Consider the following 15,728-nt stretch of genomic DNA (forward strand, 5'->3'; position numbering starts at 1 on the left):
ATGGCCGAAGAAAGCGATCAGGAAAAGACTGAAGATCCGACCCCGCGACGTCTGGAAAAGGCCCGCGAGGAAGGGCAGGTTGCGCGTTCGCGCGAGCTGACGACATTCATGCTGTTGCTGGGTGGCGTGGCTGGATTCTGGGTGATGGGGGCGACCCTGCAGGATCAACTGGGGTTGGTCATGGAGCAGGCGTTTCTGTTCGAGCGGCGCCAGGCATTTCAGGATGAATCGATGCTGATCGCAGCATGGGATCTCGGTCAGCGCACCTTGATGATCATGCTACCCCTGTTTCTGCTCTTGGCCTTGTTAGCGCTGGTGACACCGGCGCTGCTTGGTGGCTGGCTGATTACCGCCAAATCGCTCAAACCCCAGTTCGGCAAGCTCAATCCGCTCAAGGGGATCAAGCGGATTTTTTCCACGCAAGCTCTCACCGAACTGGCCAAGGCAATCGCCAAGTCATTGTTGGTCGGAGGTGTAGGGCTCTCCTTCTTGTTCTTCAACAAGGAGAAATACATGTCGTTGATGGATCAGCCGATCCGACAGTCCTTGACCACGGCGCTGAATATGGCGGCCATGGCGTGCGGTCTGATGGTATTGACGCTGGTGGTGGTGATCCTGATCGACGTGCCGTTCCAGTTGTGGAGTCACAACAAGAAGTTGCGGATGACCAAGGATGAGATCAAGCGCGAGCACAAGGAGTCCGAAGGGGATCCACAGGTCAAGGCACGGATTCGTTCCCAGCAGCAGGCCATGGCGAGAGGACGAATGATGAGCAATGTGCCTGAGGCGGATGTTGTCGTCACCAACCCGTCGCATTACGCCGTGGCCTTGCAGTATGACGACAATCTTATGTCAGCGCCGCGTGTTGTCGCCAAGGGGGCGGACGCCGTGGCAGCACGCATTCGTGAGATAGGTGATGAAAACGGCATCCCCCGACTGGAGGCACCACCATTGGCCAGAGCGCTGTATCACCATGTCGATCTCGAACAGGAAATACCGGTGGACTTATATACGGCGACGGCTGAAGTCCTGGCTTGGGCATTCCGTATCAAACGGGTCCAGCAAGAGGGAGGTGACGTTCCCGATACGCCTGACAATCTGCCGGTGCCACCGGCGATGGATGGGCCGCGTTCCGGACAGTCGTCGGGCAATGGATCGAGTGAGGAGCGTCGATGAGAGCGCTGACTGATTATCTGGGACGTCGCGACTGGATGAGCGACGTGCGCATGAAGCTGCTGGCCGGTCCGGTGCTGATCATCATGATTCTGGCCATGATGATCCTGCCTCTGGCGCCTTTCCTGCTCGATATGCTGTTCACCTTCAACATCGCCATGGCCGTGATGGTGTTGCTGGTTAGCATGTTTACCCAGAAACCCCTTGATTTTGCGGCGTTTCCGGCGGTGCTTCTATTCACGACCTTGTTGCGGCTCTCCCTCAATGTGGCCTCGACGCGTGTGGTATTGATGGAGGGGCATCAAGGCGGCGATGCCGCGGGCAAGGTGATCGAAGCCTTCGGCACCTTTCTGGTAGGTGGTAATTTCGCTGTCGGGCTAGTGGTTTTCATGATACTGGTGATCATCAACTTCATGGTTATCACCAAGGGAGCGGGCCGTATTGCCGAGGTGGGCGCGCGGTTCATGCTGGATGCGATGCCCGGCAAGCAGATGGCCATCGACGCCGATCTCAATGCCGGACTGATTGGAGAAGAGGAAGCACGTCAACGCCGCTCCGATGTGGCTCAGGAAGCGGATTTCTACGGCTCGATGGATGGTGCCAGCAAATTTGTGCGTGGTGATGCGGTTGCCGGACTGGTGATCATGATCGTCAACGTCATCGGCGGGTTGTTGATCGGGATGTTACAGCATGACTTGAGTTTCAGCGATGCGGCACGAACCTATACGCTGTTGACGATCGGTGATGGGTTGGTGGCACAGATTCCGGCTCTGGTGATCTCCACCGCGGCGGGCGTCACGGTATCACGTGTCACGACCGATCAGGACGTCGGCCAACAGATGCTGAGCCAGTTGTTCGTCAACCCCCAAGTCCTGGTACTGGCCGCGGCTGTCATGGGATTGTTGGGCCTGGTGCCAGGTATGCCCAACTTCGTTTTCTTGACGTTTACCGTGCTACTGGGTGGGCTGGCCTGGTTCATTATGCGTCGTCAGGAGCGCAAGCTCGTCGAAACTGCCCAGCAAGCCGAGCCACCACCGGCACCGGAAGCGCCGGAGGCGAGTTGGGATGATGTTCAATTGGTGGACACGTTAGGACTGGAAGTCGGCCATCGGTTGATCCCGCTGGTCGATCATCGTCAGGAAGGGGAGTTGCTGTCACGTATCAAGAGCGTGCGCAAGAAATTTGCTCAGGAAGTCGGCTTCCTGCCACCGGTGGTCCATATCCGCGACAACCTCGAATTGGGACCCAATAATTACTCGATCTCGTTGAAGGGGGTAGAAGTCGGTCAGGCTGAGGCCTATCCGGGCAAATGGTTGGCGATTGATCCGGGGCAGGTATCCGGTCATGTCGATGGAACACCCACCGAGGATCCCGCATTCGGTCTGCCGGCAGTCTGGATCGATAGCAGTCAGCGCGAACATGCTCAGGTCTATGGATATACCGTCGTTGATGCCAGTACCGTGGTGGCGACGCATCTCAACCACCTGCTGCACCGTTATGCCAGTGAAATGCTGGGCCGTTCCGAGGTACAGCAATTGCTCGACAAGCTGGGAGAAGATCACAAGTCGTTGGTTGAAGAGGTCGTGCCGAAGGCGATCTCCCTGACCGTGTTGCAACGTATCCTCCAGAATCTGCTTGATGAAGACGTATCGATACGCGACATGCGGACGATCCTGGATACGCTGGCTGAGTATACCTCGCAGACGACCGATCCCAATGAGTTGACGGCACAGGTCCGTATTGCACTAGGACGCGCCATCACCCAGCAGTGGTTCCCGGCCAGTGGCGAATTGCATGTGATGGGGCTCGATGCGCAGCTCGAACAGGTGTTGATGCAGGCCATGAACAACGGCGGTGCTCTCGAGCCCGGCCTGGCCGAGAATCTCATGTCACAGACAGAAACCGCGCTCGAGAGCCAGGAGAACGCGGGAGAACCGCCAGTACTGGTCGTTCAGCATGCGTTACGTCCGTTGCTGTCACGCTTCCTGCGTCGTCGGTTGCGGCACCTCGTGGTCATGTCCCAGGCCGAAATTCCTGATGATAGAACCCTTCGAGTCACCAGTCTGGTGGGAGGTCGTGAATGAGTGTTCGGCGTTTCGTTGGCGTCAATAGTCGCGAGGCGATGCGGGAAGTCCGTGCCTCGCTCGGTGATGATGCACTGATCCTTTCCAATCGTCGGAGCGATGACGGTGTCGAAATTCTGGCACTGGCTGAAGACGATCACGGTCGAATGACAGAGTCCCCGCAAGAGGTGTCGGCACGGTCGCCGTCAACGCCTGTATCTCCCGCTTTGACCCAATCCGGCTCCGATAGCCGCGAGGCCCCACACCCGACCTCTGACACATCGGAAACGTCACCGGTGGGGCATGAGGATTTTGCGGCGCTGAGTCGCCAATTGTTGGGCGAAATGCAGGATATGCGAGAGATGCTGAGTCGACGAACGCCCGCGTCCGACTCGGGAACCGCGGTGTCGACACATCTTCGTCAGCGGTTGGTCAGTGCCGGGTTCAGCATGACGTTGGGCGACGATATCGTTGCCATGCTGCCGGATGAACTGACGGTTCTGTCACCGGACGATCCCAGAGTGAACACTTGGCTGACGCATCAGTTGATGTCCAGTCTACAGACACCGGATGACGAGGCCTCGTTGCTGGACGAAGCGGGAGTTATCGCTCTCGTCGGACCGACTGGTGTCGGAAAGACCACCACAACGGCCAAACTGGCGGCCCGTTATGTCATGCAGCATGGCAGTGACGGGGTCGCGTTGGTCACGACCGATGGTTATCGGATCGGCGCTCACGATCAGTTGCGCATTTACGCCGATCTTTTGGGGATCGACATTCATGCGCTGGACAGCGAAGCGGATCTGGCATCGCAATTGACACGTCTCGATGCAAAACGACTCATCATCATCGATACCGTGGGCATGAGTCAGCGCGATCAACGACTGGTGCAGCAGATCTCCGCGCTGGCACAGTCTCGCCCGGTCCGATTGATGCTGGTTCTCAGTGCGGCCAGCCAGGGAGAAACCCTGGATGACGTCGTGTCGACCTATAGACAGGCCGCAGACAACGCCGGTAGCACGTTGCAGCACTGTATCCTCACCAAACAAGATGAGGCGGCTCGGTTGGGGCCCGTGCTCGATAGCGTGATACGTCATGGCTTGGTATTGCACTATGTATCACATGGCCAGCAGGTGCCTGAAGATCTGTCTCCAGCCGAGCGCCACTCGCTCATCGACGAGGCGTTGGCCGCTGCCTGCGATTCTCCCTATACGCCGGATACGGCTCAACTGAGCGCACGTGGCATTCAACTCCAGCAATTATCGCGTGGCCTATTGGGGCAGGGGCGTGGCCTGGCCTCGGCGTTCGAATCGTTGCGGCGTGAAGTACCCGGGTTCATGCACGTGGAGGCGGCCTGGTCTCTTTGCCATCTGCCCAGGTCGCGCCAGCCCGATGCCTGGCAGTCACTCGAGAGTCGAGTATTGCCGCTGGCTCGAGACGTCGGGAAGCGTAGTGCGGGCTTGATGTTGCTATGGGGGCCGGTACAGCATGCCGGAAGCGACTGGGCGATGCCTGTCCAGATGGTGGGTGGTAACGGTCTGCCGACTGCGCTCAATTGGTTGCGTCATCGGCTACCGGCCTCTGGTGAGGAGCGTCTCGATTGGGCGTCACGTGAGTTGGGCGTGTCATCACATGTCTTTTCACGCTGTCCTACAGTACCTGTCATGGAGTGGCTGGCGGCCTGGCAGCTGCCCTGGATTGCAGCGGCGCAGCACAATACCAAGGTCACTCATGGGGGAGAGCGAGTATCGCTGGCCTCGTTGGTGACACTGGCGTCCCCCGCTGAGGTAGTGACGATAAGGTGTCGTGGGCGACGCGTGTCAGTTGCCTTGTCGGCACTGGACGTATCGCCGGGACAATCCGGCAGCCATACCACGGCCTCGGCGTTGCCGTTACAAGCCTGGTTCGGCACATTGACCGATGCTGACAGCGGTCGTGAGATGGGACGCCGGTTCTGGCTGGTGTCTCCCCAGGCGATGGAAGTGTCGGTACTGCTGGAACGGCAGATGGTTCATGCCGAACTGCCGGCTCTGACACGTCAGGCCTGGCAGGGCCTGGCCGATGCCGGTCTGGGCGACAGTGATGCCGCTCTCAAGCTGTCTTTGGCCAGTGGCCTGGCGTCCACGGCAGTACGACTCGAGCAGGATGGCGAGATGTGGGCGATGGATACTCGCGCTAAATTGTTGAACCTGTTGAACGGTCAACGCCAACGTCGTGCGAGACGGCTTCTGGAAGCCCTGTTGCAAGCCTTCGTCGCTCAGGATGCGTTGAGTGAGCTTGGGGCATCGCGACGACAAGTCCAGTATGAAAAGGGGGCGGTCGATCGCCCCGCGTCGGTCGAACGTTCCGGTGAGAGCAGCTACGGGTGATGATGGACGAGACAGCGAATGCACAGGGAGCTCGCGGGGACCAGGCTGCCGGGCTGCGTCGTTGGGCCAATGAGAAGCCCGATCAGACGATGGCGTCGAGCCAGTCCAATACAGCCACGGCACCATCACCGACGACATTGATGGTGGTGGGGATGCCGACTACGTCTGCCGCTCAATCCCGACGTGTCAGCGAGGTGCTGCAGACGTGGCACGAGGACGGTCATCGTTGGATAGGCAACCCGGCCGCGTGGCGAATCGTGCCGCTCGCTGCCGAGAGCCGGCATCTGCCGGTGCTTGCTCAACAGCAACCCCGTTGGGCGTTATGGGTGGAGGAGGGGCCGGATGGTTTTCGGCTGGCCTATCGTACCCTCAAGCAGGTATATGCCAACCATGGGCCGAAACGGTTGTTGGTGCTGCACCCCGGTTTCTCTTCGCCCCGTGGACTGCTGAACAATCTGCGCGATGCCGCTGAATCCTTCCTGGGGATCGAGCTGCTGATTCTCTTTAAACCATGAACACGCGAGGCACTGTGATAGCTGCATGGGGCACTGATTGCCAGGGAGACAGACATTGTTGGCGCGTATTGACTCTGCTCTTGTTGCTCGCCTGGCCTGCGGCGATACTGGCCGGCACGGCGGGTAGTTGGGTTGCTGAGCCTGCCAGCGTACGGGTCGCCATCGAGGGCCGCGACACGACCTCCGAGCGTATGTCCCCCCCTTCATCGGTCGGGGAAGATAGCCGCCTGCAGACGGTACGCTGGCGCTTCGATGTACCGGCGAAGGCCCGAGTAGAAGCCTGGATCTGCCATCGAGCCAAATGTATACCGTTATCTTCCTCCCGCGGTAAAAGTCAGGCGCTAGCCGGTGTTCCGGCCTCTACGCCGTTGTGGTTCCAGTTCAGATTACCCTCGGATCAACGTGCTTTGACCGTGCAAGGCCTGCAGGTCATTGCCGAGTATCGTTAACCGTGCAGCAGTGTGACACTGGCGGGTTCCAGCGTACGGCGACGACGGTGTTCGCCGAGTGGTCTGTGTTCCAGGTAAGTGAGCAGGATATGCAATGGATCGCCATGACTCACCACCATTAGTACGGCATCATCATGTTTCCGTTCCAAGTCGTCGATCACGGCCATCATTCGATTGGCCACGCTGATGAGACTTTCCACTCCGAATTCTTGATGCAGTGGATCCTGTTGATCATAGGCCCAGACCGACTCGTAGAAATGATCCGGCGCGCCTTCCAGTTCACCGAAATGACGTTCGCGCAAGCGGGAGTCGGCGGCAACGGGAAGCGCAAAGTGGTGAGCCAGTGACGATGCCGTCTGGGCAGTACGCAGGAAATCCGAATGCAGGATGCGCTCGGGCAGTGGCCAGGACCAGGTCGCCATGAGGTCGTCGAGCTGCGTCACCCCCAAGGACGATAGACCGGATGAGATGCGACCTTCTTCGGGATCGCTGACGATAAGATGGTCGGCGTTGGCCTGGCTATGACCATGACGCATGAGAAGATAGCGATTACGCAGTGGCTGTGCGGAGGTGATCTGCTGGTGAAATGGGGCTTCGGCGTTCATGGCTCGCTCCATGAGAGGGATCAGAACTAGCCTAGCGATAACTTGACCGAGGTTGCCACCCATGAGCAGCAAATCGGCAAAAAAACCCTGTTGAAGTCGCGTATTCCCCGCTTGCAGGGGGCAAGTTGCCAGTAATAATGCAGCATGGGTGTTATGACCCCGATGTTCACGACCCGGCACGCCGCCAGGGGCCAAGGCGAGAGAGATGTATACGGCACAAGGTAAGATCGATCAGGAAGCCCTGCTGGAGCAGTACCTGCCGATTGTTCGTCGTCAGGCGTTGGCACTGCAGGTCAAATTGCCGGCAAGTGTTGAACTCGATGACCTCATTCAAGCGGGCATGGTGGGGTTGCTGGACTGCTTGAACCGCTATGATTCAGGGCAGGGAGCAGCGTTCACGACCTATGCCAGTCAACGCATTCGCGGAGCCATGATCGATGAATTACGTAGTCGGGATTGGGTGCCACGCAGTGTTCGACGCCATGCGCGCAGCATCGACGAAGCGATCCGCCGTCTCGAACAATCCTTTGGACGTGCGCCGGATGAGCGTGAAATTGCTGATGACATGGGGCTGTCCCTGGAGGACTACCAGCAGTTGCTGGGGGATGCCAATGGTGGGCAGTTATTACCGTTCGAGGAACTTGTCAGTGACGGAGGAGAGCCCAGTTCAGGCGACAAAGGCCCGCCATCGCCATTTGCCGCTCTGATCGATGGAGAACAGCGGCAGCAGTTGATCGAGGCGATCGAGGCATTGCCCGAACGTGAAAAGTTGCTGCTGGGGCTGTATTACCAGGAAGAACTCAACCTCAAGGAAATCGGGGCCGTTCTGGGGGTCAGCGAGTCACGGGTCTGCCAGCTTCACAGCCAGGCGGTATCGAGGCTGCGTACACGTATGACGTGATCTCGATTTGACGAGTTATCGCATTTCCCTTACGGCGGTCGCGATTGCCTTCCCCACGCGATCCCAGCTCTGGCCGAGCGCTCGCACCAGAGCAGCATAGCCGTCGCTGGTAAGTTCCGTGCGTTCATCAAAAGATCGGGCCATGACCAGGCGGTCATCTTCATCATGCAGTTGCCACTGACCACTGGCAATCGCGTAGCCACGATGATCTCCCTGGAACCGGTCGATGGTGATACGCAAATGGGTCACGGTATCGCTGGCGCGTGTATCGTCAGCATCCATCGTTATCCGTGTGTCTTCCAGCGTCGTCGCCAGGCGCTGGCGCAATCCACGTTCGAGCTGTCGATCAAGGCGTTCGGCCCATCGATGTTGTCTTGCTTCGTTCAGGCGGAGCTCGTCGAGTTGTAGCACAATGCCGTCGCTGTCGAGATAGCCGGCGAGAGTCAGGGAGTCGATCAACAGGACCTGATCCGTGTCGGCACCGGCGGTCTCGACATGTTCGGGGCCAGGCAGCGTATAGCGCTCACTGGGGGTTGGCGTACCGACACAGCCTGTCAATATCAGCCATCCCGCCATCATGATGATATGGCGCGTCATCCGGAGGTATCTGCCACTCGTGTCGAGATGCGGATACTGTTGGCCAAAATGCGTCAATGACACCATATGCAATGTCCCTTACTCTCTCGGTGCACGAGGTTCTGGATCGTCACCTTCCCGGCGATCGAAAATCAGTGCATTGGGCTGTTCACGCAGGGTGCGTACCGTGGGTTGCAGATCTCTCATTAACCTGTTGAGTTGTTCCATTGTTTGGGTCAGATCCTGATAGGCGGCAGATTCCGGTGAGAAACCATCCAGTGTGCGCTGTATCTCCGCGAGAGTTGCATTGACGTTGCCAGGCATGTTTCTGGTTTCCTGGCTGTCAAGGAGTTCACGTAGCGATTCGCTGGTCTGCTGGACTTCCTCAAGCGTGTTTTCCGAAGCCGCCAGGCTACTGTCGATGCGATGAAGTACCGGTTCGACTTCCAGTGAATTGAGTTTTTCCAGCAAGTCCGACACCTGCTGTTCGATCTGGGCGAACCCTGACGATGTCGTCGGGAAGACGGTAACATCTTCAAAGGTCTCCGGTTCGTATTCGCCTTCCAGGTCACGTTGGAAGTTGAGATCGACATAGCGAGCACCAGTCAGCAGATTGCCTGATTTCAGCGATGCTCTCAGGCCCATATCGAACATTTGCTTGAATTCTTCGTTCCATTCCTGGAGTCCGCGATCACGTTCATCCTCCCCCAGGCGTTGAGGCTCGATACGGATCAGCACCGGAATGGAGAATTGGGAGCGGGAGTCCGGCTGCGGTGAGGTGAAATTCCAGGGTACGCTGGCGACGGTGCCGACGCGAACGCCCCGATATTCGACGGGAGCGCCCCGTGACAATCCCCGTACGCTGCCATCGACCAGCATTACATACTCCAGATAACGGTTGAATGTCCCCTGGCGCGCGCTATCTTCATCGGCGTAGAGAGTGAAGGTGGTATTCTCCTCAACGGGTTGTCCTGTGGGGAGATCCTCGGGAATGCCGAATGTGACACCGCCTCCCAGCAAGGATTCCAGAGATTCGACATTGACCCGTACCCCCTCGGAGTCGAGACGCAGGTCGACGCCACTGGCCGACCAGAAACGGGTGCTGCTGGTGACCAGCACATCGTAGGGGCTCTCGATGAAGAGTCGATGGCGCATTTCTCGGGCCTCTGCATCGAATTCCGTTTCCTCGACACGTCCAACCGTGTATCCCTGATAGGTGACAGGATCGCCGACACGGAGGGAGTTACCGAGTTGGCTATCGAGGTTGAGTCGCAGTCCTTCGGTATCACTGGACGCGACGGGAGGCTGATCTCGTACTTCGAAGCGATCTCGCGGGATGTCGCTGCTGCCAGGTTGCAGTTGTATATAGGCACCGGACAGGACGGTGCCCAGGCCGCTGATGCCTTCACGGTCGATACGCGGCTTGACGACCCAGAACTGACTGTCTTCGACCAGCGTGCGTTCGGCATCCGGGTTCATGCGAGCGGTGATGATCGTATGATCCATATTCTCGGAGAGGCGGACGTCTTCTACACGCCCGACTTCGACGTTACGGCTCTTGATCAATGTGTTGCCGGCTTCGATCCCTTCGGCATTGTCCATGATGAGCGTCACCTGGGGCCCGCGTCCGGCAATATTGTCGTAAACGAGCCATAGTCCGATCAGTGCCGCGACCAGCGGAACGATCCAGATCGGCGAAAGCCGAGACTGACGGCGTTTGACGGCCCGTTGAGAATCGGAGGAGGGCGTGTTGTCTTCGGTCATGAGCGACTTCCTTGACTGCCACGTTCCATGGTCGCGTTGGGAGCATCCCAGATCAGGCGCGGGTCGAAGGTCATGGCGGCCAGCATAGTGAGTACCACAACGGTGCCAAAGGCCAGTGCCGCATGTCCCGGCGTGATCGACATGAGATCACCCGCACGTATCAATGCCACGAGTAGAGCGACAACGAAGACGTCGACCATCGACCAGCGGCCGATGAACTCGGTGATTCGATACAGCCGGGTGCGAATGCTGTTCTTCAAGCTATCGCTATGTCGGATGGCGATGCATAACCAAGCCAGAGCGAGCAATTTGCCGACCGGTACCAGTACGCTGGCGAAGAAAATGATCATCGCAATCGGCCAGGAGCCCGATTGCCACAGCGTGACGACTCCCCCGATGATTGTCGAGGGGTCGCTACGGCCCAGCGATGTGGTGGTCATGATCGGATAGATATTGGCAGGAATATAGAGAATGGCAGCAGCGATGAGTAATGACCAGGTTCGCTGTAGACTATGCGGAAGTCGAGCATGAAGTCGTTCGCCACAGCGTCGGCAATGCGTATGCCGCGTCGTTTCATCCAGCCGGTTGACCAGGCCGCAGGTCGCACAACCGACCAGTCCTTGTGGAGCAGCGGTTTGCCCGACCTGGCTCCCTTCGGGAGCCAATGGCTCTCCTGCGAGTGAAAACCACATCCAGTCGGCATCGAACGATTGCGTGGTCGCCAGTAACAGCAAGGCAAAAGCGCAGAAGGCCCAAAAAGAAACACCCAACTCAACATGCGCCATGCCAGCCACTTTGAAAAGGCTGACGAGTGCACCGATGATGAAGACGTCAGCCATCATCCAGGGGTGGAGATGAGTCAATGAGCGGGCGATGCCTCGGCTGAAAGGGAGCGGATTCTGACGCAACAGCCCGAATTGCAGCCAGATGACCCCACATAGATAAACGGCCGGGAGCACGATGACGGTCAGAGCGACGCCAATCGCTACCAAGGGTTCGTGAAAGTTGAGCAGCGTTGTCGCAGTCTGTGTCAGTTCTATGCGATTACCGATACCGCGGGATTCGAAACTGACGAATGTGAACGAGGTGGCCATCATCAATGCCAGCAGTGAGGCGATGGCCAGTGCCATGCTGCGCTGAGCGGGGCGAAAATGGCGCGTGGCAAGCGTATGGCCGCAACGCGGACAATCCGCTTTTTCCCCGGCATGCAGTGGGGGAAGCGCCGTCAACAGATCACATTCATGACACGCCCGCAAGCGTCGCCGGGAGAGGTTCGCTTCGGGGGATTCCGGTATGAATGGCGTGTATCCGTCACCTGACGCTCGCTGGTTGATCAAATAGACACTCCACTGACGTCATGACTGGTGAATCACCATGCTTGGTGCCATTATGCCGCCTGTCGCGCAACATACAAACATTCGTATATGAATGTCCGCATGGAAGCGTCAGCAAATCATCGAGGAGACAATCAACGATGCTATGGCCACTACTGGCAATCGTCGCTGGGCTCGCTGTTCTTGTCTGGAGTGCCGAACGTTTCGTGGACGGGGCGGCGTCGACGTCTGGGCATCTAGGGCTATCACCATTATTGATCGGTGTGCTGGTGATTGGTTTCGGGACGTCGGCTCCGGAACTGATGGTCTCGGCCCTGGCCGCATGGCAGGGCAGTCCTGGCCTGGCCCTGGGTAACGCCTATGGGTCGAATATCGCCAACATCGGTCTGATTCTCGGTCTGGTGGCATTATTGTCGCCGCTGGCGGTTCACTCCCAGGTCCTGCGTCAGGAAATACCCTTGCTTGGCGGTGTCACCCTGCTGGCTGCCTGGCAACTTCACGACGGCTATATCGGGAAGTGGGAATCGGTCGTGCTACTGGCAGTATTGGGTGGTTTCGTGGCTATCAGCATATGGCGCGCGCGTACCGCTGGAGATGATGTGCTTGCCAGCGAGACCGAGGAGAGCATTGCTGTCCGCCCCATGTCCCTGTCACGGGGACTGATATGGACGGTCGTCGGATTGGTATTGCTGATCCTCAGTTCCCGGCTATTGGTATGGGGAGCAGTAGCCGTTGCCCAGCGCTTCGGGGTCAGCGATCTGATCATCGGCTTGACGGTCGTTGCTGTAGGGACCTCGTTGCCCGAACTCGCTTCATCGATCAGCGCGTTGCGTCGTCGGGAACATGATCTGGTGTTGGGCAATGTGGTCGGTTCAAATCTGTTCAACACGTTGGGGGTCGTGGGGCTGGCCGGTGTCATTCATCCCATCGATGCCGGTGCTGAAGTACTAAGGCGCGACTGGATCGTGATGATGGTGATGACCGTGTTGCTGGCTGTTTTCGCGATGGGTTGGCGTGGATGCCCGGGGCGAATCAATCGGCTGGAAGGGGGATTGCTGCTGCTGCTGTTCATTCTCTATACCGGCTATTTGGTAACCACGGTGTTATCGGCAAGCGGATGACATGTCGTGTCCAGACATGTCATCGGTGTGTCGTTGAACTGACATGAAGGAGACATCAAAGCGTCGCATGACTGTCATGAGCATCGCCTAGGGTCAGTGGTGGTTTTTCAATCACCTGTAAAGGCTCGATGACATGACAGTACAAGTGACTTACGCAGGACAACGGACCGCAGCCGGCGTCGGTATGGCCTCTAGAACCGGTGCGCTCGCTTCATTCCGGACTTTCGCCCCGACGTTACTGAGCACGGCCGTGGCTGGATTCATGCTGATGGCGGCTTCGGTGAGTGCCGCTGACGATCTGTCGTCACGCTATCAGGATGAGAACGGTGACCTGGTGGCCGATCTGCCGGCAGACGAATCGGAATGGGTCGATCCCGACACGCTGGTGTTTGCCTACACGCCGGTCGAGGATCCCGCTGTGTATGCCGATGTCTGGGCTGGCTTCCTGGAGCACATGGAAGAGGTGACCGGAAAAGACGTCGAATTTTTCCCCGTTCAATCCAACGCGGCTCAGGTCGAAGCCATGCGGGCGGGACGTTTGCATGTTGCGGGCTTCAATACCGGATCCAATCCGTTGGCTGTCAATTGTGCGGGCTTCGTCCCTTTCACCATGATGGCCCGGGAGGATGACAGTTTCGGCTACGAGATGGAGATAATCACTCAGCCGGATAGCGACATCGAGTCTCCCGACGACCTCGAAGGGCGTACGCTGGCCTTCACGTCGGAATCATCCAACTCCGGATTCAAGGCGCCTTCGGCACTTCTCCAATCGGAGTTCGACCTGGAGGCCGGTGAGGATTTCGACACCGAGTTTTCGGGCAAGCATGACAACTCGATCATGGGCGTGGTCAATGGCGACTACGAGGCTGCCGCCATCGCTAATTCCGTTCTCAAGCGCATGATCTCGCGTGATGTGATCGGCGAGGACGATTACCGCAGTATCTATACCTCGGATACGTTCCCCACGACCGGTTACGGCCATGTCTATAACCTGGATCCGGATGTGGCCGAAGACGTCAGGGAAGCCTTCGAGACGTTCGAGTGGGAAGGCAGTGCCTTGGCAGAGGAGTTCAAGAATTCCGGCGAAGCCAAGTTTATCCCGATCACCTATGAAGAACACTGGGATGTCATCCGTACGATCGATGAGGCGAATGATGTCTCTTACGATTGTGGCTGAAGGGGAGTCGTCGTCATGAGCGATACCGCTATGCTTCGGCTTGAAGGGGTACAGAAGCGATATGGACGCGATGAACCGGCTCTGATCGATATTGACTTGGCACTTCCCCGTGGACAGGTAATGGCCCTGATAGGGCCATCCGGGGCCGGGAAGAGCACATTGATCCGGTGCGTCAATCGTCTGGTCGAACCCACCCAGGGAGAGATTCGGCTCGAAGGCGTGGCGTTGACTCGACTGCATGGGGCCGAGTTACGTCGGGCGCGCCGGTCGATGGCGATGATCTTCCAGGAGTATGCCCTGGTCGATCGTCTGACAGTGATGGAGAACGTGCTGTCAGGTCGTCTGGGGTATGTGGGGTTCTGGCGGAGTTTCCTGCGCCGTTATCCATCCGCCGATATCGAAACGGCACTCCATATGCTGGATCGAGTCGGTATGCCTCATGCCATGGATAAACGGGCCGATGCGTTGTCCGGAGGGCAACGCCAGCGCGTCGGTATTGCGCGGGCGTTGCTGCAGTCGCCCTCACTGCTGCTGGTCGACGAACCGACGGCCAGCCTCGACCCCCGGACATCGCGGCAGATCATGCGCCTCATCCGTGAGTTGTGTGTCGAGCGAGGGCTGGCAGCGATCATCAATATCCATGATGTGGCGCTGGCCGAACGTTTTGCCGATCGCATCGTCGGGTTGCGCGATGGTCGAATCGTCTTCGATGGCCGACCGGATACGCTGACCCCTTCGGTGTTGACCACGATCTACGGCGAAGAAGAGTGGAGCACAGAACCGGAGCCCGCGGATGACGCCGATGAAGGAGGTGTGTCACCAGCAACTCCCATGGCGGTGCACGGGGGGATGTCATGACGGTGTCCCAAGACAGCGACTCCAGGATGGCGGTGAGCACCTGGCGCCGGCCGCCACTGATCCGCGATCCTCGTTGGCGGTGGGCGTTGTGGATCGGGCTGGTGGTTTATCTGGTGCTGGCCTTCGCCAGTATCCAGGTGGATTGGTCCCGTGTCATGGAAGGGTTGGGGCGAGGTGCCGCCTTCATCTCGGCTTTCTTCCAACCGGATTTCGTCTCTCGTCGCGACGATATTGTCGGCGGGATACTGGAAAGCCTGACCATGACCGTGGTGTCCACGGTGCTGGGTATTCTGCTTTCCGTACCGTTCGGTCTGGGAGCGGCACGCAATATTGCGCCCTGGCCGGTTTATGGACTCTGCCGTGGTGTCATCGCCTTGTCGCGGACTTTCCAGGAGGTGATCATCGCCATCCTGTTCGTGGCTATGTTCGGCTTCGGTCCCTTGGCCGGTGTCGTGACGCTTGCCTTCGCCACGATCGGTTTTCTGGCCAAGTTGCTTGCCGAAGATATCGAGGCCATCGATTGGCGCCAGGTGGAGGCGGTGCGTGCTACCGGGGCAGGGTGGTGGCAGGTGATGAATCATGCCGTGCAGCCTCAGGTGACACCCCGGCTATTGGGGCTGTCGCTTTACCGGCTGGATATCAACTTTCGTGAATCCGCCGTGATCGGCATCGTCGGTGCCGGTGGCATCGGTGCCACTCTCAATACGGCGATCGACCGCTATGAGTACGAATCGGCTGCCGCCATTCTGCTTGTCATCATTGCCATCGTCATGGCGACGGAATATGCCTCGAGCCATGCACGTCGTTACCTTCAGTGAATCCG

The 15,728-nt window shown here is 58.3% G+C and carries 14 protein-coding genes; 10 read left to right on the plus strand and 4 right to left on the minus strand.

The window, feature by feature from the left end; all coding sequences use genetic code 11:
• From flhB to BLW01_RS16590, 5 genes are all read left to right on the plus strand, one after another.
• A complete protein-coding gene (flhB, locus tag BLW01_RS16570) occupies window positions 1–1,176 on the plus strand; it encodes a flagellar biosynthesis protein FlhB (protein ID WP_092571735.1) in 1,176 nt (391 codons plus the stop codon).
• A complete protein-coding gene (gene flhA / locus BLW01_RS16575; RefSeq protein WP_092571737.1) occupies window positions 1,173–3,257 on the plus strand; it encodes a flagellar biosynthesis protein FlhA in 2,085 nt (694 codons plus the stop codon). Before flhB ends, flhA begins: the two co-directional genes overlap by 4 nt.
• On the plus strand, window positions 3,254–5,605 hold the full coding sequence (gene flhF / locus BLW01_RS16580; protein ID WP_092571739.1) for a flagellar biosynthesis GTPase FlhF: 2,352 nt from the start codon (window positions 3,254–3,256) through the stop codon (window positions 5,603–5,605). Before flhA ends, flhF begins: the two co-directional genes overlap by 4 nt.
• The gene (locus tag BLW01_RS16585) at window positions 5,605–6,120 is read left to right on the plus strand and encodes a hypothetical protein (protein WP_092571741.1); all 516 of its coding nucleotides are present in this window, start codon (window positions 5,605–5,607) and stop codon (window positions 6,118–6,120) included. Before flhF ends, BLW01_RS16585 begins: the two co-directional genes overlap by 1 nt.
• A gap of 68 nt (window positions 6,121–6,188) precedes the next feature.
• Window positions 6,189–6,569: a flagellar protein FlhE gene (locus BLW01_RS16590; RefSeq protein WP_175529881.1), complete on the plus strand. Its 381-nt coding sequence runs from the start codon at window positions 6,189–6,191 to the stop codon at window positions 6,567–6,569.
• On the opposite strand, the gene BLW01_RS16595 is transcribed toward BLW01_RS16590, so the two are convergent.
• A complete protein-coding gene (locus BLW01_RS16595; protein WP_229806488.1) occupies window positions 6,566–7,174 on the minus strand; it encodes a histidine phosphatase family protein in 609 nt (202 codons plus the stop codon). The two genes, BLW01_RS16590 and BLW01_RS16595, sit on opposite strands and share 4 nt — an antisense overlap.
• 205 nt (window positions 7,175–7,379) lie before the next feature.
• Between BLW01_RS16595 and BLW01_RS16600 the strand changes: the two genes are divergently transcribed.
• Window positions 7,380–8,075 (plus strand): RNA polymerase sigma factor FliA, encoded by a 696-nt coding sequence (locus BLW01_RS16600; protein ID WP_092571744.1) that lies wholly within the window; start codon window positions 7,380–7,382, stop codon window positions 8,073–8,075.
• Window positions 8,076–8,090: 15 nt separating this feature from the next.
• On the opposite strand, the gene BLW01_RS16605 is transcribed toward BLW01_RS16600, so the two are convergent.
• Genes BLW01_RS16605 through BLW01_RS16615 form a run of 3 tightly spaced genes read right to left on the minus strand, consistent with a single transcriptional unit; the run spans window position 8,091 to window position 11,749 of the window.
• A complete protein-coding gene (locus BLW01_RS16605) occupies window positions 8,091–8,738 on the minus strand; it encodes a PqiC family protein (RefSeq protein WP_229806489.1) in 648 nt (215 codons plus the stop codon).
• 12 nt (window positions 8,739–8,750) lie between these two features.
• The gene (gene pqiB / locus BLW01_RS16610) at window positions 8,751–10,415 is read right to left on the minus strand and encodes an intermembrane transport protein PqiB (protein ID WP_092571745.1); all 1,665 of its coding nucleotides are present in this window, start codon (window positions 10,413–10,415) and stop codon (window positions 8,751–8,753) included.
• Entirely contained in the window at window positions 10,412–11,749 is a 1,338-nt protein-coding gene (locus tag BLW01_RS16615) for a PqiA/YebS family transporter subunit (RefSeq protein WP_092571810.1), read from the minus strand. Before BLW01_RS16615 ends, pqiB begins: the two co-directional genes overlap by 4 nt.
• A 140-nt stretch (window positions 11,750–11,889) precedes the next feature.
• On the opposite strand from BLW01_RS16615, the gene BLW01_RS16620 reads away from it, so the two are divergent.
• The 4 genes from BLW01_RS16620 (at window position 11,890) to phnE (ending at window position 15,723) form a co-directional block, all read left to right on the plus strand.
• Window positions 11,890–12,870: a calcium/sodium antiporter gene (locus BLW01_RS16620; protein WP_092571747.1), complete on the plus strand. Its 981-nt coding sequence runs from the start codon at window positions 11,890–11,892 to the stop codon at window positions 12,868–12,870.
• Window positions 12,871–13,054: 184 nt separating this feature from the next.
• The gene (gene phnD / locus BLW01_RS16625) at window positions 13,055–14,047 is read left to right on the plus strand and encodes a phosphate/phosphite/phosphonate ABC transporter substrate-binding protein (RefSeq protein ID WP_092571749.1); all 993 of its coding nucleotides are present in this window, start codon (window positions 13,055–13,057) and stop codon (window positions 14,045–14,047) included.
• A gap of 30 nt (window positions 14,048–14,077) precedes the next feature.
• A complete protein-coding gene (phnC, locus tag BLW01_RS16630; RefSeq protein ID WP_092571812.1) occupies window positions 14,078–14,905 on the plus strand; it encodes a phosphonate ABC transporter ATP-binding protein in 828 nt (275 codons plus the stop codon).
• Window positions 14,902–15,723, plus strand: a complete 822-nt coding sequence (gene phnE, locus BLW01_RS16635; protein WP_217635558.1) for a phosphonate ABC transporter, permease protein PhnE — start codon at window positions 14,902–14,904, stop codon at window positions 15,721–15,723. The genes phnC and phnE overlap by 4 nt, the downstream gene beginning before the upstream one ends.
• The last annotated feature ends 5 nt before the right edge of the window (window positions 15,724–15,728 follow it).

Origin of the sequence: Aidingimonas halophila (genome assembly GCF_900106955.1) — a bacterium.
In the GTDB taxonomy this organism is placed as follows: domain Bacteria; phylum Pseudomonadota; class Gammaproteobacteria; order Pseudomonadales; family Halomonadaceae; genus Aidingimonas; species Aidingimonas halophila.